Source organism: Bacillus sp. 522_BSPC (genome assembly GCF_001076885.1).
GTDB classification, from domain to species: domain Bacteria; phylum Bacillota; class Bacilli; order Bacillales; family Cytobacillaceae; genus Niallia; species Niallia hominis.
On sequence record NZ_JVDT01000116.1, the window covers coordinates 1 to 21,476 of the forward strand.

22 protein-coding genes are annotated in these 21,476 nt (G+C 34.8%); 5 read left to right on the top strand and 17 right to left on the bottom strand.

Annotated elements, in window-relative coordinates; all coding sequences use genetic code 11:
* Positions 1-37 precede the first annotated feature (37 nt).
* The 15 genes from ADJ83_RS08825 to modA form a co-directional block, all read right to left on the bottom strand.
* A complete protein-coding gene (locus tag ADJ83_RS08825; RefSeq protein ID WP_031538354.1) occupies positions 38-553 on the bottom strand; it encodes a DUF402 domain-containing protein in 516 nt (171 codons plus the stop codon).
* A gap of 438 nt (positions 554-991) precedes the next feature.
* Positions 992-2,113, bottom strand: coding sequence for a homocitrate synthase (gene nifV / locus ADJ83_RS08830; protein ID WP_160314249.1), 1,122 nt, complete (start codon positions 2,111-2,113; stop codon positions 992-994).
* Between the two features lie 28 nt (positions 2,114-2,141).
* On the bottom strand, positions 2,142-2,456 hold the full coding sequence (locus tag ADJ83_RS08835; protein WP_031538356.1) for a HesB/IscA family protein: 315 nt from the start codon (positions 2,454-2,456) through the stop codon (positions 2,142-2,144).
* On the bottom strand, positions 2,456-2,782 hold the full coding sequence (locus ADJ83_RS08840) for a nitrogenase-stabilizing/protective protein NifW (RefSeq protein WP_065429067.1): 327 nt from the start codon (positions 2,780-2,782) through the stop codon (positions 2,456-2,458). Before ADJ83_RS08840 ends, ADJ83_RS08835 begins: the two co-directional genes overlap by 1 nt.
* Positions 2,779-3,543, bottom strand: coding sequence for a HesA/MoeB/ThiF family protein (locus ADJ83_RS08845; RefSeq protein WP_048717548.1), 765 nt, complete (start codon positions 3,541-3,543; stop codon positions 2,779-2,781). Before ADJ83_RS08845 ends, ADJ83_RS08840 begins: the two co-directional genes overlap by 4 nt.
* A 22-nt stretch (positions 3,544-3,565) precedes the next feature.
* Entirely contained in the window at positions 3,566-3,946 is a 381-nt protein-coding gene (locus ADJ83_RS08850; RefSeq protein WP_031538359.1) for a NifB/NifX family molybdenum-iron cluster-binding protein, read from the bottom strand.
* A gap of 20 nt (positions 3,947-3,966) precedes the next feature.
* On the bottom strand, positions 3,967-5,250 hold the full coding sequence (gene nifN, locus ADJ83_RS08855; protein ID WP_031538360.1) for a nitrogenase iron-molybdenum cofactor biosynthesis protein NifN: 1,284 nt from the start codon (positions 5,248-5,250) through the stop codon (positions 3,967-3,969).
* Positions 5,247-6,608 (bottom strand): nitrogenase iron-molybdenum cofactor biosynthesis protein NifE, encoded by a 1,362-nt coding sequence (gene nifE / locus ADJ83_RS08860; protein ID WP_031538361.1) that lies wholly within the window; start codon positions 6,606-6,608, stop codon positions 5,247-5,249. The genes nifN and nifE overlap by 4 nt, the downstream gene beginning before the upstream one ends.
* Before the next feature lie 91 nt (positions 6,609-6,699).
* Entirely contained in the window at positions 6,700-8,229 is a 1,530-nt protein-coding gene (gene nifK / locus ADJ83_RS08865; RefSeq protein ID WP_031538362.1) for a nitrogenase molybdenum-iron protein subunit beta, read from the bottom strand.
* Between the two features lie 20 nt (positions 8,230-8,249).
* Complete coding sequence (gene nifD, locus ADJ83_RS08870) at positions 8,250-9,680, bottom strand: nitrogenase molybdenum-iron protein alpha chain (RefSeq protein ID WP_031538363.1); 1,431 nt, start codon at positions 9,678-9,680, stop codon at positions 8,250-8,252.
* 30 nt (positions 9,681-9,710) lie between these two features.
* A complete protein-coding gene (gene nifH, locus ADJ83_RS08875) occupies positions 9,711-10,592 on the bottom strand; it encodes a nitrogenase iron protein (protein WP_349205121.1) in 882 nt (293 codons plus the stop codon).
* Between the two features lie 35 nt (positions 10,593-10,627).
* Positions 10,628-12,004, bottom strand: coding sequence for a nitrogenase cofactor biosynthesis protein NifB (gene nifB, locus ADJ83_RS08880; RefSeq protein WP_160314250.1), 1,377 nt, complete (start codon positions 12,002-12,004; stop codon positions 10,628-10,630).
* Positions 12,005-12,359: 355 nt separating this feature from the next.
* Entirely contained in the window at positions 12,360-12,995 is a 636-nt protein-coding gene (locus ADJ83_RS08885) for an ATP-binding cassette domain-containing protein (RefSeq protein ID WP_031538366.1), read from the bottom strand.
* Between the two features lie 81 nt (positions 12,996-13,076).
* The gene (gene modB, locus ADJ83_RS08890; RefSeq protein WP_031538368.1) at positions 13,077-13,751 is read right to left on the bottom strand and encodes a molybdate ABC transporter permease subunit; all 675 of its coding nucleotides are present in this window, start codon (positions 13,749-13,751) and stop codon (positions 13,077-13,079) included.
* Between the two features lie 54 nt (positions 13,752-13,805).
* Positions 13,806-14,597 carry a molybdate ABC transporter substrate-binding protein gene (modA, locus tag ADJ83_RS08895; RefSeq protein ID WP_031538370.1) on the bottom strand — a complete coding sequence of 264 codons (792 nt, stop codon included), beginning with the start codon at positions 14,595-14,597 and terminating at the stop codon, positions 13,806-13,808.
* Positions 14,598-14,782: 185 nt separating this feature from the next.
* Here modA and ADJ83_RS08900 point away from each other — a divergent pair, with 185 nt between their 5' ends.
* The 4 genes from ADJ83_RS08900 (at position 14,783) to ADJ83_RS08915 (ending at position 20,012) form a co-directional block, all read left to right on the top strand.
* Entirely contained in the window at positions 14,783-15,730 is a 948-nt protein-coding gene (locus tag ADJ83_RS08900; RefSeq protein WP_031538372.1) for a substrate-binding domain-containing protein, read from the top strand.
* Between the two features lie 284 nt (positions 15,731-16,014).
* Positions 16,015-17,028 carry a 2-oxoacid:acceptor oxidoreductase family protein gene (locus ADJ83_RS08905; protein WP_031538373.1) on the top strand — a complete coding sequence of 338 codons (1,014 nt, stop codon included), beginning with the start codon at positions 16,015-16,017 and terminating at the stop codon, positions 17,026-17,028.
* Complete coding sequence (locus tag ADJ83_RS08910; RefSeq protein WP_031538375.1) at positions 17,029-19,326, top strand: transketolase C-terminal domain-containing protein; 2,298 nt, start codon at positions 17,029-17,031, stop codon at positions 19,324-19,326.
* A 359-nt stretch (positions 19,327-19,685) separates the two neighbouring features.
* Positions 19,686-20,012 (top strand): hypothetical protein, encoded by a 327-nt coding sequence (locus ADJ83_RS08915; RefSeq protein ID WP_031538376.1) that lies wholly within the window; start codon positions 19,686-19,688, stop codon positions 20,010-20,012.
* 49 nt (positions 20,013-20,061) lie between these two features.
* On the opposite strand, the gene ADJ83_RS08920 is transcribed toward ADJ83_RS08915, so the two are convergent.
* Together ADJ83_RS08920 and ADJ83_RS08925 are read right to left on the bottom strand one after the other, a co-directional pair.
* Positions 20,062-20,310: a YqkE family protein gene (locus tag ADJ83_RS08920; RefSeq protein ID WP_031538377.1), complete on the bottom strand. Its 249-nt coding sequence runs from the start codon at positions 20,308-20,310 to the stop codon at positions 20,062-20,064.
* A gap of 29 nt (positions 20,311-20,339) precedes the next feature.
* Positions 20,340-20,786: an OsmC family protein gene (locus ADJ83_RS08925; protein ID WP_031538379.1), complete on the bottom strand. Its 447-nt coding sequence runs from the start codon at positions 20,784-20,786 to the stop codon at positions 20,340-20,342.
* A 129-nt stretch (positions 20,787-20,915) separates the two neighbouring features.
* On the opposite strand from ADJ83_RS08925, the gene ADJ83_RS26505 reads away from it, so the two are divergent.
* The gene (locus ADJ83_RS26505) at positions 20,916-21,047 is read left to right on the top strand and encodes a hypothetical protein (protein ID WP_269320386.1); all 132 of its coding nucleotides are present in this window, start codon (positions 20,916-20,918) and stop codon (positions 21,045-21,047) included.
* Positions 21,048-21,476 lie beyond the last annotated feature (429 nt).

Here is a 21,476-nt window from a genome sequence, read left to right on the forward strand (position 1 = left end):
GACAAAAAGGATATTTATTCTCCCACAAACATTTTACTCATACAGTTTTTATTCTATCTAAAAAAAGCTTCGTTTCAGCCTTTACCTCTTCAATGATATTGTCTTTCCTCTCTAACAACATATGTAAGGCATCATCTACATAGCCATTTTCAAAAGTTTGCAAAGGAATTGGTAGTTCCTCTTGATCTAAAATATAATAAGTACCATTTGGTTTTACTACAAGATCAATGATTAAATCTTCAAACAATACAATATCATTTTGAATCCAATTTTTTCTAACAATATTAAAATATGCACCTAAATATTTTCCAGTTGTATCTCTCCAAAAATATAAATTATATGGCTGATCTAACCAATAATAGGCAAACGTAAATGTCCCTTTTGGAATAACTAGCTTTTGTTTCCCCTTCCTCATTTCAAACGGCTTTTCAACTTGATGTAAAAGTGTAATTTTCCTAGTATCAGCGTGAAGAAGTTTGCATGGATAATCTTCTGTTGTAGAATCATAACGAATTTTCCGTTCTGTTATCTTTTTACCATACTTTAATCGCATGTCTAACACACTATCCTCTCCATTAATCATATCCCTATTTCTTTCCCTATCATATAAGAAAAGCAAACATTTATACAGGGCTAATACGAAGAGTGAAACTTCCATCAATGTAGGTGTTCCTTCCACCAACCCATCATTCTAACATTCATTCGGAGTCTTTCTGTCTATTAAGAACATATTATTTAGCGATAAAGAGAAAACATTTGGAAAGGTATATTAATAGTAGATTCAAAAAAAGGATAAAATCGAGGAATATAGTCAGAAAAACTTGGCATTAATTTAAGCATCCCAATCATTACTTTTCCAAAAAACAATGCTATAAGAAGAAAATTATATGGAAATAAATTAAGAAGTAATAGTGATTTTAACTTGTATTGTTCAAATAAAAAATAGGTATCACTATTCCTATTTTTTATTTGAACAATTATTACTCAGTAGCTATTTGTCTAATTGAAAAATAACACTTTTCAATTCTGCTATTTCGATTGTTTTCTTCGTTTCGTTCATGTTAGAACGCACATAATCAAGGAGTACTTGCGCTTTCCCTGTTTCAAGTTGTATGCCTTCTTGTTCTAAAAAATAGTAGATTGCTTTTAAACCTGAATGCTTTCCTAAAACGAAATGGTGATTCTGGCCAACTTCCATTGGATCAAAGGTTTGATAGGTTTTACTATATTTTAATAAACCATCTACGTGTATACCAGATTCATGGGTAAACACCTTCGATCCTACAATAGGCTTCGCTTCGGGAATTCGTCTACCTGAGGATTGAAATACCATGTCGCTTAGTGAATGAAAATAGGTAGTATCTACATTTATCTTGCCGTTATATAAGTGCTTCCATGCCATAGCTACTTCTTCAAAAGCTGCATTACCTGCCCTTTCTCCGATGCCACCAACTGTTGTACTGGCCCATTTTGCTCCTGCCTGGATAGCAGCTAGTGTATTAGCTGTTGCTAAGCCAAAATCATTATGACAATGTATTTCCAGTTCAATATCTTCTGGGCAATTCCTTACTAATTCCTTTATATTCCTTTCAGCTGTATAAGGATATAATGCGGAAACTGTATCAGCATAACGAAATCGCTTCACTCCATTTTGATATAATAAATGAATTAACTCCATCAAAAAAGAAAGAGACGATCTCGACGCATCTTCAAATCCAACAGATACATGTAGATTAAAAGATTGTGCATAAGCCACTACTCGCTGAATCTGGAGAGCTATTTCCTCCTTATTTCTCTTTAATTTATGCTTCATCATGATTTCTGAAGTTGGTATCGAGATATGAACCCAATTTACTCCCGTTTGTATAGATGCATCTATATCTGCCTTAACTGCTCGATTCCATGTGATTAATTGGATTGGAAGCTGCATTTCTACTAAAGAGTGAATAACTTTTTGTTCTTCTACTCCCATTGCAGGAATTCCAACTTCCGCTTGTTCTATACCTGCATCTGCTAAAAGTGTTGCAATCATTTGTTTTTCATAGGCTGTAAAAACAACTCCAGCTGTTTGTTCACCGTCTCTTAGAGTAGTATCACAAAATTGAATATTCACTATTACACCCCTTCTCCCTTTCCTTTAATTAAAAACAAACAGTGGAACAAGTTGAACAGTCAGAGGTTGTTTTCATGATAAATATCCCCTCTTTACCTTCTTGAATCGTAAAATAAACGACTGTATCCTCTAATAGCTGATGTGACTGTTTATCTATAAAAATATTTAATCCTTCCTGTTTTATTGTTTCATCAGTAGGCATTACTTGATGTTCCCAGTATAGCTCATATGTGAAGCCCTCTATATCATCAGGTTGAGCAATAATTCGAATGCCATTTTCTTTTCTTTTTTGTTTTTCTACTATTTCTATTAATTTGTTGGTTGCCTCCTCTGTCCAATACATCACTTTTTCTCCTCCCTTTGTCTAATTTGATCAAAAGCAAAAAAAGCTCCATTCTTTTTATAAAACTCTGGGAAAAATTTTTGTCTTATTGGGGTAGGTTTAACACAATCTCGATATGCTCTAAATAATAAAGCTCTTTGAATATTCCATATTTCTTTTTCACTTTCATTACTTTCAAAGTAACCACTTTCTTTTAGATATTTTTGAAATTGCTTTAATATATGAACACGGGATACATTTAATATTTCTGGATGATATGGCACCTTAAAGAACTCAAAAAAATCTTCCGCATCATATAAATCTTGCAAGTTTTTATCGAACATCATTCATCCCTCTTTCCAACACAATGTGTGCATAATGGATTTCTTTTTAAAGAAAAAGTGGAAGACTGAAATTGTAAAGAATCAAAACGGTATAATTTATTGAAGTAAGGTTCACCGATACCTGTTATCACTTTTACTACTTCCATGGCGGCTAAACAACCTGCTATACCTGATGTTGCTCCAAGTACTGGGAATCCAAGCGGCTCCCATTTCGGGTCCTGCTGGGGAAATACGCATGCAAGACATGCCGTTTCTTTTGGTTTAATGGTTGTTAAGGATATCTCAAATCCTGACATAGCTGCTTCAACCATTATTTTTCCAGTATCTACACAAAGGCGATTTAATTCGTATCTTTCTGGAAAATCATAACGAGCATCTACTACTACATCAGCCCTTTTTACTAATGGATAAACCCTTTCATAACTAATTTTTTCCGGATAAGCTTCCACTATCACTTCTGGGTTTATCCGTTTAATGCTGTTAAGAGCACTTGGTATTCTTTGTTTTCCTACTTTATTGCTCTCCATTAAAATTTGGCGATTTAAATCTGGCAAAGCAATATTCCCTTCATGAAAAATGATTAATTTTCCGACTCCTGCTGCCGCAAGATAAATGGCTGTTGTTCCGCCCAATCCACCAATCCCAGCTATAAATACTGTTGCATCTTTTAACTTTTGTTGCCCCTCTAAGCCTACCAACTTTAACTGACGGCTATAACGACTAGAAAAATCAATCGGTTTATCTTGATTTTGTTCCAAACTCATACCTATCTCCTTTTCTTACTCCCTATAATTTACTCTCCTTTTCACTATTTAACGCTTTTGCTAACCACAATGGTGGCTTGCTTTGTAACAACAACAGCAATCGATCCAACTGCTCTTGTATTAACGTTCCTTCCTTAACTTTAATGGGCATAATCTTATTTCTAGTTACCCGAGCGGCTGCAGCTGGTCCTATTTGTGTAATAAAAAGTAATTTACAATCTACTATTCTATTTATTCGATAGTCAATTCGATTATTTTCACTTATCTCGCTAGCACATGAAACAACTCTAGTTTGAACCTTTTCATATTTCTCCTTTGAAATATCATAAATATCAAAAGACTCTGTATAGCCAAAATGTGTGTCAACATGTTTTCCATCATCTGTAGCAAAGGCGATTTTCATATGTAACCCCCCACTTTCTTTTACATTAATAAATTACTCATTTTTATAATCAAATTCGTTGTTCCTCGGTATCCAACACTTGTAAATAAGGAACTACCAATTTGATGAAAAATTGGAAAACCTATTGGAAGGAATGCAACATTTTTCCTATCTGCTCCCTTTTCACCATGAGAATTACTTATCCACAGATCCGCATTATCAGCCATGGTTTCTAAATCGTCTAAATCACCGATGAATATATCTTCCTCCATAGTTGATAGCACCTTAGCTGAAAAGCTGCTGACTAATCCATCTATCGTTCCGCCTAATTCTTTGCAGACGTTAACAATAGAAAAAAGATGATCTGGTTCTAAGCCAATAACTATTTTTTTCCCAGAAAAGTAAAAATGGGAATCCAATATACAGTCAAGTAAATTATCCCTTTCCCACTGGTAAAATGAGTCTCCTTTTTTTCCACTTAACGATTGCAAAAAAGAAAAAAATTCATCATTAGCTTTTAATCCTGTTAAGCTAGGAAACAACCGATAAGGTACTCCTGCTGCTGCTTCCAACATTTGAGCTGATTTTTCCAAACTAGTTCCCACAGCAATTGTCATTTCCGATTCAAATAATCCCTGTAATTGCTCCCTCGTAGCCCCCCCTTGTGATAATGGGGAAAAACCTTTTTGTAAAGATCCTGTTAACGAAGTGGAGATATCTGGTGCTGTTATGACAGAAAATCCAAATGATTGGATAATTTTTTTTATTTCCATTACATCTCCTGCCGTTAAAAAAGATCCTGCTAGCAAATTAATTTGGTTTTGTTTTTTTTTCAACGGTAATGTAAACTTCTGCTGTTCCACTAAACCACGTATCATCGCTTCAACGGTTAATTGAAAGCCAGATTCTAACGATCCTTCAAAATCTGGTAAAGCAACAGGGAAAATAAAACAGTTTGGTTCATTTGTTTTTAAATAGTTTTTAATGGTTCCTATTAAATCATCTCCAGCAGTTTCCGTTAAACCAGTACTTAATACTGCCATCAATGAAGGATGATGTTTGTTAAGTATTGTCTCCATTGCTTCTATTGTGCTTCTTTCCCCACCAAAGATAATATTCATTTCCTGAAGAGCAGTCGTTTGAATAGAAACTGGTTCCCGATAATGCTGTGTCATAAGTGCTTTAATGAAAGCAGCGCAACCTTGAGATCCATGTACAAGCGGGATAGCACGGAATAATCCTTGAAGCGCCAGAACTCCACCCAATGTTTGACTAACTTTTAGTGGGTTAATGGCAAGTTTCTTATCTAGTTTTACAATTGTCACTCTTTTCCTACCTCCTTCCAAGGAGAAGGAGATTGAAGTAATTCCCAAATCGGGTGTTCCAATGCATACACTAATTGTTCTGCTAACCGTTTTAATCCAACATATCCAGCATAAGCATGATGGCGTTCTTGGTTTACATCAAGAAAAGGAATCTGTTCTTTTAAGGCAACATACATATTTCTCCCCCCAGCAATGATAATATCTGCTCTTTCATTACGAAAAGTTTCTAATATCTTGCTGGCTCCTCCGGATTCTATTAATTTTGCCGATTCTCCAATTCTTTCTTTTATACGTTCAATGTCATCCATCGTACTTTTATTTGTGCCAACTCCTACTACCTCTATTCCTAGTTCTTGGAGTGCAGAAATGATAGACCAACTTTTCACCCCACCAGTATAAAGTATTGCTCTTTTTCCTAATAATTTTTTACGAAATTTAGTTAAATCAAATGCTAGTTTTTCTTCTTGCGCTTTTGTAAAAGCTCGGACTTTTTTCATTAATTCTTGATTGTTAAGCATATATGAAATGGTTAGTAAAGATAGGGTTGTTTCTTTTGCTCCGTAAAAAGATCCTTCAAAATATGGAATATCGTATTTTTCTTCCATTTTTCTTGCCATGTTAATCAACGCTCTACTGCATACAACCATATTTAATTTCGCTTTATGCGCCCATCTAATTTTATGAAACCTTCCGTCTCCTGTAATATTAGCTAAAATGCGTATACCCACTTGATCGAAAAGTTCTTTTATATCCCACATTTCTCCGGCAATGTTATATTCTCCAATTAAATTTATATCAAATGGTGTTTCTATTGGAGGAGTATCAGTTCCAATTACATGGTCCATCAATGCGTTACCAGCTAATCTATTGCCCATATTCTTACTACCAACAAATCCTGGGCTATTCACTGGAATTACAGGAATTCCAATTACTTTGCTTTCGCTTTTACAAATGGAATCTAAATCTACACCTATTAGGGCGGTCACACAAGTCGAATAAACAAAAATAGCCGGTGGACTAAATCTGTCTGCAATTTCATGAATTGCCCCTCTCAATTTTTGCTCTCCACCGAAGATAATATCTTGTTCTTTAAGATCTGTAGTTAATCCATATTGATAAAGATAGGACCCCGAACTTAAACTTCCTCTCGCTTCCCAACTATTTCCGCCACACGCAATAGGTCCATGCACAAGATGTGCTGCATCGACAATGGGAAGAAGAGTAATTTGAGCGCCATCAAAAGAGCAACCACCTGATGCCGCACCAGGAGTTGGCTGAACACAACCTTTATGTGCCTGATTTACCGAGTTATGTTCACATGCTGGTTCAGCAAATGCCTCTACAACATATTTCTCCATGCTATAATCCCCCCCTATCAAAAAATTTCCGCTTAATCCCTAAAAAGTTGATTGTCAGCGAGATTATAGATATCCCGCTGACAATTCTTACTTACCGTACTGTATCATAGCTATGATCTGGTGCCTCATCATCTAATTGTTGCAATATAGTATTAACAATTAACGTCAATACATTTAATGTCCCTTGATAACCGATAATTGGATATCGATGCATGTGATGTCGATCAAAAATTGGAAAACCGATTCTTACCAAAGGAATATTAGCATCTTTTGCACAATACTTCATATGTGTACTACCTATTGCAAAATCAACGGGTTCTGTTAACAATAAAGATCGCATATGCCATAAATCTTTTCCTATGTGAACTTTTCCGCCAATACCATATGGACTTTTTAATAAAAGCTCTTCAGCTTCCTTTTTGAATTTTTTATCTCCATTCGTGCAAACGATATGAATTGGTTCAATCCCAACTTCCAAGCAAAAGGAGATTAACCCAAGTAGTAAGTCTGGATCTCCTGCCAAGGCTACACGCTTACCGTGTAAATAGGCATGGGAATCAGTTAAAGCATCTACTACTCTTCCACGTTCTTCTTTGAGAACAGCTGGTATATCTCTACCAGACAATTGTTTAATGTTTTCTAATAAAGTATCGGTATTTTTAATTCCTATCGGCATCCACGATGAAATCGTTTTTTGATGCCATGATGTCTTAATATACTTTTCTACTTTTTTAGTAGAATATTTTTGTAGCAAAATAGTTCCATTTGCATTAGGAGCCTGTGCAACATCTTCTAATTTGGTGCCACCATAGTAATAGTTATATTCACCATTTGCTGGAGAATCTAAATTGCCACTATGATCACCTAGAATGGTATAATCTACATTCATTAGTTCTAAAATTCTTTTTAATTCTGCGAAATTACCTGTATACGTATCAAATCCAGGAATAATATTTATTTTATCTGTAGGAACCTTATTTTCTATATCTCCTTTTTTCTCGGACAAGTAGGAAAGTATCGAGCGCATCATAGAATCATAACCATGAATATGAGATCCTACAAAACTAGGAGTATTGGTAAACGGAACTGGAAATTCTTTATCGATTGCTCCTTCTATCCGTGCATTCTCAATAAATGCACTTAAATCATCCCCAATAACTTCTGCCATACAAGTTGTACTTACTGCAATCATTTTCGGTTTATATAAGGCGCTACTATTTTGAAGCCCCTCAATTAAATTTCTCATTCCTCCAAATACAGCTCCATCTTCCGTCATAGACGAAGAAACTGCTGGTACAGGTTCTTTAAAATGCCGAGCAAAGTGACTACGAAAATAGGCTACACAGCCTTGAGAACCGTGAACAAAAGGAAGTGTTCCTTCAAAACTCAAACCTGCTAATACTGCCCCTAGAGGTTGACAAGCTTTTGCAGGGTTAATGGTAGCTGCAGCTCTGCTAAAGTTTATATCTTTATATTCTTCCGTTTTTAAATAATCTTCTGTTTCTTCTACTTCCTGTATAGAACATGGCGCTTCAAATAGCAGTTTATTTTCTGCTTGTTTTTTATATTTCTCACTCTGAAATAAAGTATTATGATCTTGAATTTCAGGATTTTTTGCCATAATTATCCCCCCTCCTTTACTTAATATGGTGCTGCCAATAGATCCCAAACAGGGCTATTTATAGCAGTATCCATGTCTTTTGCAAATACTTTAAATCCATCAAACCCATGATAAGGACCGCTATAATCCCATGAATGCATTTGTCTAAATGGAATTCCCAATTTATGATAAACGTATTTTTCTTTTACACCAGCACCCATTAAATCTATATCTAATTTATCTGATAGAAATTCTATATCATATGCAGTTGGATCATCATACAATATGGTTCCATCATGTAATTCTGATAGTGTTTTCTCATAATCATCCTTATGTGCAAATTCATATCCAGTCGCTACAATTTTCATCCCTAAATCTTCATAAGCACCGATAGTATGGCGGGCACGCAATCCACCAATAATGAGCATTACTTTTTTCCCTTCTAACCGAGGACGATATTTTTGAATGATTTCATCCATCTCAAGTTGGTATTTAGCTATTACTCTTTCTGCATTTTCTTGAATTGTTTCATCAAAATGGGCCGCAATCGCACGCAAACTTTCTATTGTTTTCGTTGGTCCAAAGAAGTTATATTCCATCCAAGGAATACCATACTTTTCTTCTAATGTTGTAGCCATATAGTTCATGGAGCGATAACAATGTATCAGATTTAATTTTGATTTATGGGTGATTCCTAATTCATTGATGGATCCATCTCCTGACCATTGAGCAATAACTCTCAAGCCAATCTCTTCTAAAAGAATGCGAGAAGCCCATGCATCTCCACCAATATTATAGTCTCCAATAATAGCTACATCATATGGACCCGACTCTGCCAGTTCTCGAGTACCCATAACGTGATCTCTAATAGTGTCATTTGCAATATGATGGCCAAGTGACTGACTAACTCCTCGGAATCCTTCACAACGAACTGGAATAACTGGAATCCCCAGCTCATTGGTCATTTTCTTCCCAACCGCTTCAATATCATCACCAATTAATCCAACAGGACATTCAGATTGAATGGAAATTCCTTTTGCAAGTGGGAACATCTTTTTCACTTCTCTACATAATGCCTCTAACTTTTTATCTCCACCAAATACAATATCTCTCTCTTGGAAATCACTAGTTATTTGCATCGCGGTAAAATTATTTATGCCCAACTTACCGTTTGCGTAGTTTCTTCGGGTTCCCCAGCTATATTGGCCACACCCTACTGGTCCATGGCTAATATGAATCATATCCTTAATCGGTCCCCAAACAACTCCCTTTGAACCTGCATAAGCACATCCACGAATGGTCATAACGCCAGGACGTGATTTGATATTGGATTTAATAGAACATTTGCCAGATTCGATTGTCTCTTCATCGGCAATTTGAAAATGTTTTTTTCGGAATTTTTTTGTTTTTTCCGGATAAACCTCTAACAGCTCATCAATTAATGCCTGACTCTCCTCAACTTTTGTACTCATCAAATCTCACCTCTTTTCTAGTAATCTCTTTTATTTAGTAGCTGCTTCTTGCTCTTCTAATTTTTTGATTGCTGTTTCTTCATCCTCAATAACACCAAATTCCATTAATAGGGATTCTAGCTCTTCCATTTCTATTGGCGTAGGAATCGTCATCATATCGTTTTCCAATATTTTTTGTGCTAAATATTCATATTCCTTTGCTTGCTGGTCTTCTGGTTTGTATTGAGCAACTGTCATCTTACGCAATTCAGCATGCTGGACGACATTATTGCGTGGAACATAATGAATCATTTGTGTATTTAAACGGCGGGCAAGCTCTGAAATTAGCTCTGCTTCTCTGTCCGTATTACGGCTATTACAAATTAATCCACCTAATCGTACACCGCCACTATTTGCATATTTTAAAATACCGCGAGAAATATTATTTGCTGCATACATCGCCATCATTTCACCTGAACAAACAATATAAATTTCTTGCGCTTTATTTTCACGTATTGGCATTGCAAAACCACCACATACAACGTCCCCTAATACATCATAAGAAACAAAATCTAATCCTTCATAAGCTCCTTCTTCCTCTAAAAAATTAATAGAGGTAATAATTCCACGTCCAGCACAGCCAACCCCTGGTTCTGGCCCCCCTGATTCTACACATAGGATATCGCCATAACCTTTTGCGATGACATCTTCTAATTCTAGATCCTCTACTGTTCCCATTTCTGCTGCTTGTTCTAAAACTGTACTTTGTGCTTTCGTATTTAGAATTAAACGAGTGGAGTCTGCTTTAGGATCACATCCCACAATCATAATTTTTTGACCAAATTTTGTTGCTAATTGTGCTAAAGTATTTTGTGATGTAGTTGATTTTCCAATTCCACCTTTTCCATAAAAAGCGATTTGACGCATTGTAATTCCCCCTCTATTTTAATTAAAACTTCCCAAATGAATTAAACATATTCTACTGACGTATGGTTCATATACTTGTAATATTTACTACTCTCATAAAGCAATTCTTCAATGTTTCCTGATTGGATAATGGAAACTATTCCTCTATCCTGCAAATACTTTTGAGGTGCTTTGCCAATGCCAGAACTAATTAACATCTGACAATCTTTTAAAATCTCAGCGGTTTCTGCAAGTATTGGAACCTGTTTTGTATTGCAACCGACTTTTCCAACACAATAAGACTGAACCTTCCTAACACCAACAAACTTAATTTCTTTTTCTTTCACATCAAAAACCAAAAATTCTTTCGCATGCCCAAAATGAAGATTGACTCTTGCATTCCCTCTTGTCGTTACAGCTATTCTAAGACTTGAAGAACCTGATTCTATTTTCCTTTTTTTTAATGCCTCTCGTTCTTGTTTTTTCTTGCTTTTTTCTTTCACTTTCAACTCAAGTTCTTGCTGAATTGTTTCTCTTGCTATTGGGTCATATTGAATCGGAACATTCATAATCTTGTCCTTGGTATATTGTGCACTTCTGTCTTCTCCCAGCAATCCAATTGCATCAGCTCTACATTGACGGCAATGTTTCATCATTTTCAAACTACCAGAACATTTTTCTTGTATTTCTTGTATTTCTTTAGATGTTGGGTTCCTAACTCCATTTCTTTCAAAAACTGTATCAGGAGTAACAATTAAAGGCATGATATTATGGACAAACGCTCCCCTTTTCTTCACTGCCTTCGAAATTTCCTCCATATGCTGATCGTTTATTCCTGGAATAAATACTGAGTTTACTTTACATAGAATCCCTTTTTCAGTCAGTGCTTCTAGCCCTTTCAACTGATTATTAATTAGAATTTCAGCAGCCTCAATCCCCTTGTATTTTTTACCTTCATAAAAAATATACGAGTATATATGCTGCCCGATCTGTGGATTAACTGCATTAATCGTTATCGTTACATGATCAATATTTAATTCTTGAATCTGATCGATAAATTCTAAAAGTCTTAATCCATTTGTACTTAAGCAAAGTTTTAGTTCTGGTGCCTTTTCTGCCACCCCACGAAAAGTTGCAAAAGTCTTTTCTGGATTAGCCAATGGATCTCCAGGTCCAGCAACCCCAACTACTGATAACTGCGGAATCTCCCCTGCTACTACTAACACTTTTCTTACTGCTTCTTCTGGCTTTAATACTTCACTAACAACTCCCGGTCTACTTTCGTTTGCACAATCAAATTTACGACTGCAGTAATTGCAACGAATATTACATGCAGGTGCCACTGCTACATGCATGCGGGCAAAATGATGATGTGCATCCTCGCTATAGCAGGGATGACGGGCAATGCGATCTTCCACTTCTTGATTAATCGTTTTCACACTCTCTCCTCCCTGAAATAAATTGATACACGAATGCATTTCTTGTTTCTAGTAATTCCCTTTCTCATCCCCCTTCCTTTTAAAATTTCTAAGAGGTTTCCAACATCTCCATATTATTAATGTAAATATATGGAATTCTTTCGCTGATTACCTAAGATATTATTTTCTGTAAATTCAAAATTCAATATAATTGTCAGATTATTTTACATGGTTTTTTCTTGCAATCGATTACAAATTGCATTTTTATTCATAATTTTGTAACATTCACACAAATATCCAGAAAAAATAGTTCTTAATTCCTAATTTATTTGAAAGAGGGATTTTGCTTTCATGAGCAAAATCCCTCTTTCTAACTTTATTGATTTAAATACTCCATTTCCTGCAATTTTCCATACTTCATATACAAAATGCGATTGCCTAAAATCTTTGCCTCCTCATAATCATGTGTAACCATAATTATCGGGATTTTCCATAGCTGATGAAGTCTTTTCAATTCTTCATAGCAAACATTTTTCGTAAATTGATCCAAACTAGAAAATGGTTCATCAAGCAATAATAATTGTGGTTCTGTTGATAAGGCTCTGGCTAAAGCCACTCGTTGTTTTTCCCCACCTGAAATTTGTCTTGGATACTTTTTCAGCAAATGTTCTATCCCAATTACTTGGACAAGATGATCTACTAACGACTGACTTTTCATTGCATAGGTGATATTTTTTTCAACGGTCATATGGGGAAAAAGGGCAAAATCTTGAAATAAATAACCTAGTTTTCTTTTTTGAATCGGCATTACTCCTCGATTTTTTTCAAAAAAAGTCTGCTCGTTAAATTTTATCAACCCATCATCTGGTACATCTAATCCAGCAATACAATTCAGAACGGTTGTTTTACCAGATCCAGAAGGACCAAAAAGGATTAAAATGTCATCTTTGGATTCAAATTGCAACTGAATCGTGAAATGTTGTAATTGCTTCTTCATGTTTAACATAAGCATTAATATCACCTGTTTTATTTTTGGAATATTTCTACCTAAATTGATTACCTCTTAATCTTTGTAAATGAAAGTCTTTGATTATTAATCTGTTTTATATTTTAATAAATTTCTTTTGCTCCACCAATTCAACCAGATATTCGCAACTAAACCCAATACAATTAAAATTACCACCCAAAAAGATGCTGTAGAAGTATTCCCAGCTTGTACAGCGAAGTAGATTTCAACTGGAATTGTATTTGTTCTACCTGGAATAAAGCCAGCAATCATTAATGTCGCACCAAACTCACCAAGTGATCTAGCAAATGTGAGAACAACCCCTGCTAATAATCCAGGCCAGGCTAGTGGAAACGAAATGGTCCAAAATACTTTAAACTTACTTGCTCCCATGATTATTGCAGCATTTTCAATATTTTTGTCATAATTTTGGAAGGCAGCAGAAGCACTTTGATACATAAGTGGGAAAGCAACAACAATCGCTGCAAGGATTGCTCCGAACAATGTGAATACAATTTGTATATTAGTCGACTCAAATAATAATTTCCCGAATATACCATTTTTTCCAAAAAGGTATAACAGGGCAAACCCAACAACGGTTGGTGGCAAAACTAGTGGTAACAATATAATTGCTTCTAACACACTTTTCCCCAAAAAATCTTCTCTAGCAATTGCTCTTGCACCAAAAGTACCTAAAATAAAAACAATAATTGTGGCAATGGAAGCTACTTTTAACGATAAGAATAAGGGTGTATAATCCATCTTTTTATATTCTCCCTCGAATACTAGAGAACTTTCTCCTTTCGCTTATTAAATTTATTTAATAAATCCGTATTCAGCTAAAATGGTTTGTGCCTGTTTTGAAAGTAGAAACTCGATAAATTTGTTTGCTGTGTCTTGTGTTGTGGAGTCAGTTAATACTGCGGCAGGATAAATAATCGGTGTATGCAAAGAGGAATCTGCTTCTGCTAAAACTTGTACCTTCTCTGAAATAAGTGCGTCAGATGAATACACAAATCCAATATCTGTATTTCCTGATTCAACATAGGTTAATACTTGTGTTACATCACTTCCGTAAACAAATTTATTTTTAAGCTCTTCCCATTTACCCAGATTTTCTAGAATTTCTTTCGTATATGTTCCAGCAGGTACACTATCTGGATCTCCTATAGCAATTTGTCCCATTTCATCCCCTTTTAAATTTTCAAAAGTTAAGAAATCTTTATCACTATCTTTTTCTCCTATCAAAACTATTTTATTGCCTGTAAAATCCTTTCTCGTTTCTTTTACAATTAAATTCTCATCTTCTAGCATATTCATCCATTTTTGATCAGCAGATAAAAAAATATCAACTGGCGCACCTTGTTGTATTTGCTGTGCTAATTGACCAGAACTACCAAAATTGACAGTAATGGTTACTTGGGGGTATTCTTTTTTAAAAGCATCTTGTAATTCTCCCACTGCTTCTTGTAAACTTGCAGCAGCAGCAATCGATAGTTCCACTGCATCTTTCTTCTCCTTTTGAACTGATGCCTCCTTATCGTTGCTACATCCTGGTAACATAAACAAAATAAGAATGGCTAAAAAAATACAAACTTGATTTTTCATCTTGATCCTCCTACTCTATTTTTATCTAACTATAACTAGGTATAATATATAATAGAAGAAACTAGGAAATTAATTCTATTTAGTTATAAATAGTTATAATTAGTTATAACGATTATAGGAATAAATAATACCTTAGTAAATATAAAATACAGAAAATTCTAATAATAAAATCGAGGTGTTCACAAATGAGTCACAAAAAATCTTATACTACGGAGGAAATTGCAGATATTCTCAAAGTTTCAAAGCTAACTGTCTATGACTTGATAAAAAAGGGGAAGTTAGCTGCATATAGAGTTGGCAGACAAATGAGAGTAGATGAAGCCGACTTAGAGAAATTTAAATGGAATGCAAAAGAAAAACAATCCACAACAAATGAATCATCTAGATTGCCTATCCTTTCTCCCAATCACTTTCATGATCCTTTTACCAATATTCGGTCCATCATAATTAGTGGACAAGACCCTTCTTTAGATATACTCTCAAGACATTTGGATAACAGCGTAGACTACTTCCGCCCTCTCCGTTCATACGCAAGCAGTTTAAATGGAATCATTAGCCAGTATAATGGGGAGGTAGATATCGCTAGTGTTCACTTATTTGATGGGGAAACTTCCACTTTCAATCTGCCCTATTTAAAAAAGATATTAGTAAGTCATTCTTTTATTGTTATTCGTTTTATAAACAGATGGGCTGGATTTTATGTAAAACATGGAAATCCAAAAAAAATTATTAGTTGGCAAGATATACAACGTTCTGACATTAAATTACTGAATCGCGAAATTGGATCAGGTGCTAGAACATTGTTAGATGAACATTTAAGAATGAATAATATTACAATCCAATCTATTCATGGCTATGAAGAAGTTGCTACAAGTCATTTTAGCGTAGCAGTCGGAATTGCACAGAATAAGGCTGATTTTGGAATTGGAATGGAAAAAATCAATTATCCATCTGGAATTGATTTTTTACCACTTGTAAAAGAAAACTACGATTTGGTGATTTTAAGGTCATCAGCAAACGAGCAGCTTATTCAATTAGTAGTTGAATTACTTAAAACAAAGGAGCTAAAAAGTGAACTTTCAGCTGGTGGGTATGATATTTCTGAAACGGGAAAGATTATTTATTCTCAATAAATGAATTAAACGAGCCTTCCTTATTTTCTTAGAGCGTTAAGTTTGTTTTTGGTACTTTTCTGTATAAATAGATTTGTAGAATTATAGACAGAAAGAGAATATTTTTATAAATAAGTGCTACTTTCATTGAAAACCGTCTAAAAAGTTACGAAAATTGACACAGTTATATTTTTGAATTTCCCTTAAAATAGATATATTGATTGTTTATACTAAAAATTCTAAATTTTCATACTACTAAAGGAATAGACAATCTGTTGATTTAACTTCTAAAGAGGGGGAGTAAAATGTCTATATTACCAACAAAAAATGAACTAGGTTTCTATGAAATTCGGTTAGAATCCATCGGAGGTCTTGGTGCAAACTTAGCTGGAAAAATGTTAGCAGAAGCTGGTGTTCTAGGCTTAGGATTAAACGGATCTAACTTTTCTTCCTATGGTTCTGAAAAAAAAGGATCTCCTGTAAAGAGTTTCATTCGTTTCTGTGATGTCACCACAGATATCCGCGCCCACAGTCCTATTGAAGAGCCACATGTTATTGGGGTGTTTCATGAAGCCTTATATAAAACCGTAAATGTATCAAGTGGCCTAAAGTCAGATGGAATTATTTTAGTTAATTCTGCCAGAGATTTTGACGAAGTAAAAAGAGATTTAAACCTTCAGCACGGAACATTAGCTATCGTTGATGCACTTAAAATTGCGGTTAAAGAAAAGACAAGAGTGAACACTGCAATGCTTGGTGCTCTATTTCGCATATGTGATTTTCTAGACCCAGAAGCTATTAGGAATGTTATTAAAAGGACATTCGAGAAAAAATATCCTCACTTAGTAGAAGCAAATATTAGAACATTTGACCGAGGTTATGAAGAAGTTGTATTTAAAAAATATGAAACACCTCAAGATACTCATCAAAATGCTTTCTCACGCCCTCTCTCATCATTAGGATTTGCGACCCAAACTATCGGCGGTGTCCTAACGACACAAGGAAATAGTATGGAAAAGGATTTAGGCGGCTCTCGCCAAGGTTATATTCCAAAATTCGACAAAGAAAGTTGTATTAATTGTGCTTCTTGTGATACTGTTTGTCCAGACCTCTGCTTTGTATGGGACAAAAGAGTAAATAAGCGTGGGAAGCAAATAATGACGTTACAAGGAATAGATTATCAATATTGTAAGGGGTGCCTAAAATGTATTGAAGCGTGTCCAACAAGTGCACTGAGTACAGTCCAAGAGAAACAAGGATTCACGCATGATAACAAAGTATCCCAAAATTTTCCTTATATTTCAGGAGGGATTTCCTAAATGTCTATATTAGAAAATGATCTGTTAATCAAAAATAGACCAGTTCAAATAACCACATTTGAATCTGGAAATGAAATGGCTGCTATGGCTGCCGCGCAAATAAATTATCATATAATGGGCTATTTCCCTATAACCCCTTCTACAGAGGTTGCACAATATTTAGATCAAATGAAAACAAGGGGCGAACACGACATTCAATTAATTCCAGCTGATGGAGAACATGGATCTGCAGGAATATGTTACGGAGCAGCTGCAACAGGTGCCCGCGTAATTAATGCAACAAGTGCCAATGGCTTTATGTATATGCTTGAACAACTTCCTGTCCAATCTGGCACAAGATTTCCGATGGTATTAAATCTTGTTACCCGTGCGATAAGCGGTCCTCTCGATATTAGAGGCGATCATTCAGATTTATATTTTGCTCTAAATACAGGTTGGGTCATTTTAACAGCAAGAACGCCTCAAGCTGTTTATGATATGAATATTTTGGCCTTGAAAATTGCCGAGCATTCAAAAGTTCGATTACCTGTAATTGTAGCTTATGATGGCTTTTTTACCTCTCATCAAAAAAGAAAAGTCCATTATTTTCAAGATAAAGAAGTTGTTCAACGTTTTGTTGGTCCTTGCCCAACAGAATATCCAGCTATTCGAAATCCAAAGCAGCCAGTTACCATTGGCGCACACATGAATGGTGATGATTTATTAAACAACCACTTCCAACAATCGGAAGCAATCTACCGAGCAAAAGATGTTTTTATAGAGATTTCAAAGGAATTCGAAAAAATTGCCGGGAGACACTATCCCCTGTTAGACCTATATAGAATGGATGATGCAGATGTTGCATTGTTCCTACTGAATTCTGCCGCTGAAACAGCTAAAGATGTGGTAGATCAATTACGTGAAAAAGGGATAAAAGCTGGGGTAATTAGTCCAAATCTAATTCGTCCTTTTCCTGCAGAAGAAATTAGAAAAGCTTTAAGAAATGTAAAGGCACTGTTAGTTGGGGAACGTGCTGATTCTTACGGTGGACATGGTCCAAATATTACACATGAAGTAAAATCCGCTTTGCAGGAAGATAAATCTAATAAAACCATTGTATTAAGTCGTGTTTTTGGATTAGGCGGAAAAGATTTTTATGCAGATGATGCAGAAAATTTATTTTATTTCGCCATTGAAGTGATGAATCAATCGAAAACTGTTAAAACGTTTGATTATTATGGACATTATCCAGGGGAGGTAGATAAAAAATTACAACCATTGATGGAACCACAATTTGGAGAAGACGACTTTAATACTGGATTAATTGAAGTTAACCAAGATGAAGAAACACAAACTATAAAAGTTAAAGTTCCTCCCCTTCGTACCCTTACTGCAAAACCAAAACGTTTTGCTCCAGGTCATGGGGCTTGTCCTGGCTGTGGAATTTTATCTGGTCTTGAACTCTTTTTTAAAGGCATTGAAGGAGATATTGTTGTATTATTCCAAACTGGCTGTGCTTATGTAGTGACAACAGCTTACCCCCATACTTCTCATAAGCAAACAATGATGCATAACTTATTTCAAAACGGACCTGCTACATTATCCGGGACATTAGAAGCCTTTTTGGAATTACAAAAAAGAGGAGAAATAGAGATTGCTGATAATACAACTTTTGTGATGGTCACTGGTGATGGCGGAATGGATATTGGCATGGGGTCAGCCATTGGAACAGCTTTAAGAAATCATCATTTAATTATGTTAGAATACGACAATGAAGGGTATATGAATACTGGTTCACAAATGTCTTATTCTACTCCAATTGGTCATATGACTAGTACAAGTAATATAGGACGTACTCAAAAAGGTAAAGGATTTCATCATAAAGATACCGCGCAAATTATGGCTGCTACAAATATTCCATATGTATTTACAGGTGCTGAAGCCTTTCCATTGGATTTAATAAAAAAAGGAGCAAAAGCACAATGGTATGCGCAAAATGTTGGTACTGTCTATGGGAAGATTCTTGTTAATTGTCCATTAAATTGGAAAACAGATGACAAATTCGGATCTAAAATAGTGGAAGCAGCCGTCCAATCATGCTTCTTTCCACTATATGAAGTGGAAAATGGTATAACAACCATTACTTATAACCCAGAAGAAAAAAATAAAAAAATTCCTTTAACAGAGTGGTTGAAATATATGGGGAAAACCAAGCATTTACTAAAAGATGAAAATACAGAAATGCTAAAAGATTTTGACCAAGAAGTAGAAAAAAGATGGACAAAATTAAAAATGAAGCATGAACATCCGTTACTTTAAATAAATAAGACTTGTAAATAAATAAGAGAAACATTAATGAGGAGATTCAATCCCTTTAATGTTTCTTTTTTTTGTGATTAATTATCCACTATTCGATCATTATTTTTATAGTTTTAACAATGGAATTCTTTCCTAATCACTTTATGTTCCTCCCATTTATACTACTATTACTTTATTCGAGACCAAATATTTCTGACTCTGGCAGCTGCGTTTTTGTTAATTCCTCTATTACTTTTTTAAAAGCATTATCTTTTTTCTAGAAGTTCTACTGAAGAAGAGTGATTAAGCAATAATTATTATTTATATTCATGATAATATATATACAAGACAATCGATAACATTGGAAAAGGAGAGAGAGTATGTATGTAAAAGTATATGAATTCCATATACAAGAGGAGAAAATGGATGAATATTTTCGTATTCAAGAAAAAGCATGTAAAATTTATAAAAACTATCTGGACACAGAAACAACCTACTTACAAAGTCACGATGATCCAACAAAATGGATGGAGATGACAACCTATTCTAGTGAGGAAGACTATCATAAGAACATTGCTATTATCAATGATAATGTGGAGATTCAGGCATTATTTAGGGAATTTCAGGCATTACTTTTACCAGAAAATAAACTTATAAAAGAAACAGATTTCACCAAGGTCATGGGATATGAAAAAAATAGCTTTTAAGATATAAGGAAAGGATACCATTAGCTAAAGCAAGGTATCCTTTTAATTCCTATTTAAAATCTTTCCAGTTCATGGAGTTTTCATTTAACAATTCTTCAAAGCTTTTATTTTTCTCTCTTTGTCTTCGTTCTTCCCGTTTTCTTTCTTCTTCTGCTTTTAGCTTAGCCTCTTCTTGTTCTTTAAGCTCTTGTTTTTTATTTTTGAGTTGAGTTGCTAATTGATCATTCAGAAGATCACCTAATGTAACAGGCTTATCTTGTTGTTTTTCTTTTTGGATATTTTTCCGCTTTTTTGCCATACGTTTATCCTCCAACTATCTGTTCATTACTATGCAAGCTCAATGGTTTCATCTAGCTCGACTTCTACATTCCCTTTAATTGCTCTAGTAATCATACAGCTTTCTTCTGCTTTTTGTGCAAGTTTTGCTGCAAGCTTCATGTCTCTTTCAGTAGCCTCTTTTTTTAGTATTATCTTCGGGCGATGAATAATTTTTTGATAAGTGAATACACCGTTTGTCACATCCACCACTGCCTCTGATTCTAATGTTAAGCTTTCCTTTTCAAGTCGACTTCTTTCCATCATTGCTGCAAGTGTAATAATAAAGCAAGTTGCTGCAGCACCAAGTAGCATTTCATCTGGATTTGTACCGACACCAGGACCATCCATTTCTTTAGGAATCGATATTTTTGTTTTTAAATTTCCACTTTCAATTGTACCGACATCATTACGATAGCCTGGCCAATCTGCTTTTAAATAAAAATGATGTTCTGCCATAATTCAACCCTTCTTTTTTACTATGCTGTATGTATAATAACATATTTTTTTACTCAAGTTATATTAGAGAATTGGATACAGCACAAATAGTCTTGCTAGTATCACTATATTCATTTAGGAGGGATAGTAATGGGTCAAAAACGAGAAAAAGGGTATAGCCAAGCTGGGAAACCAAATGCAGATACTGTCAAACAAACAATCGCAGCAGAAGATTTGGAAAAAGCCATTCATCCGACAAATAGACAAAACTCCAAACAGTAGCTACTTATCTTACACCTTCTACTATTCCTAAAGAGGGTGTAGGATTTTCTTTATTTCTTACCTCCTATATATAAACTTCCGCCCTTTTAGTTCCATCATGTAACCATTTGATCATTTCTGCATAAGATTTTTTATCATAGGCGCCACTATTCTTTGTCTATTTTTTTATAATTGAAGCGACTGTCTATTTTGTTTCTCTTGGAAGAAGTGATACACTCAAATTAGTTTCTGCTAAATTTCTGTACTAACTGGAGGAATCGGTTTGAGAAAGCTGTTTCGTTATCTATTTTCTGTCTTATTGTTTATTACATCCATTGGAGTATATTGTTCTAATCGATTAATGTATATGAAGAAAAAGGATGATGCTTTTATTTTAAAAAGAGAGAAAGAAGCTGGCAGATATGATCCAGTTTCTTTTGAAAATTTAAC

Coding starts and splice junctions, on each gene's coding strand:
- modA (WP_031538370.1), bottom strand. CDS start 14,597: ATGAAAAATCAAGTTTGTATTTTTTTAGCCATTCTTATTTTGTTTATG.
- nifE (WP_031538361.1), bottom strand. CDS start 6,608: ATGGAGAAATATGTTGTAGAGGCATTTGCTGAACCAGCATGTGAACAT.
- ADJ83_RS08885 (WP_031538366.1), bottom strand. CDS start 12,995: ATGCTTATGTTAAACATGAAGAAGCAATTACAACATTTCACGATTCAG.
- ADJ83_RS08900 (WP_031538372.1), top strand. CDS start 14,783: ATGAGTCACAAAAAATCTTATACTACGGAGGAAATTGCAGATATTCTC.
- ADJ83_RS08825 (WP_031538354.1), bottom strand. CDS start 553: ATGCGATTAAAGTATGGTAAAAAGATAACAGAACGGAAAATTCGTTAT.
- ADJ83_RS08910 (WP_031538375.1), top strand. CDS start 17,029: ATGTCTATATTAGAAAATGATCTGTTAATCAAAAATAGACCAGTTCAA.
- ADJ83_RS08840 (WP_065429067.1), bottom strand. CDS start 2,782: ATGATGTTCGATAAAAACTTGCAAGATTTATATGATGCGGAAGATTTT.
- modB (WP_031538368.1), bottom strand. CDS start 13,751: ATGGATTATACACCCTTATTCTTATCGTTAAAAGTAGCTTCCATTGCC.
- ADJ83_RS08850 (WP_031538359.1), bottom strand. CDS start 3,946: ATGAAAATCGCCTTTGCTACAGATGATGGAAAACATGTTGACACACAT.
- ADJ83_RS08905 (WP_031538373.1), top strand. CDS start 16,015: ATGTCTATATTACCAACAAAAAATGAACTAGGTTTCTATGAAATTCGG.
- ADJ83_RS26505 (WP_269320386.1), top strand. CDS start 20,916: ATGGGTCAAAAACGAGAAAAAGGGTATAGCCAAGCTGGGAAACCAAAT.
- ADJ83_RS08835 (WP_031538356.1), bottom strand. CDS start 2,456: ATGTATTGGACAGAGGAGGCAACCAACAAATTAATAGAAATAGTAGAA.
- ADJ83_RS08915 (WP_031538376.1), top strand. CDS start 19,686: ATGTATGTAAAAGTATATGAATTCCATATACAAGAGGAGAAAATGGAT.
- ADJ83_RS08920 (WP_031538377.1), bottom strand. CDS start 20,310: ATGGCAAAAAAGCGGAAAAATATCCAAAAAGAAAAACAACAAGATAAG.
- nifD (WP_031538363.1), bottom strand. CDS start 9,680: ATGAGTACAAAAGTTGAGGAGAGTCAGGCATTAATTGATGAGCTGTTA.
- ADJ83_RS08845 (WP_048717548.1), bottom strand. CDS start 3,543: ATGAGTTTGGAACAAAATCAAGATAAACCGATTGATTTTTCTAGTCGT.
- ADJ83_RS08925 (WP_031538379.1), bottom strand. CDS start 20,786: ATGGCAGAACATCATTTTTATTTAAAAGCAGATTGGCCAGGCTATCGT.
- nifK (WP_031538362.1), bottom strand. CDS start 8,229: ATGGCAAAAAATCCTGAAATTCAAGATCATAATACTTTATTTCAGAGT.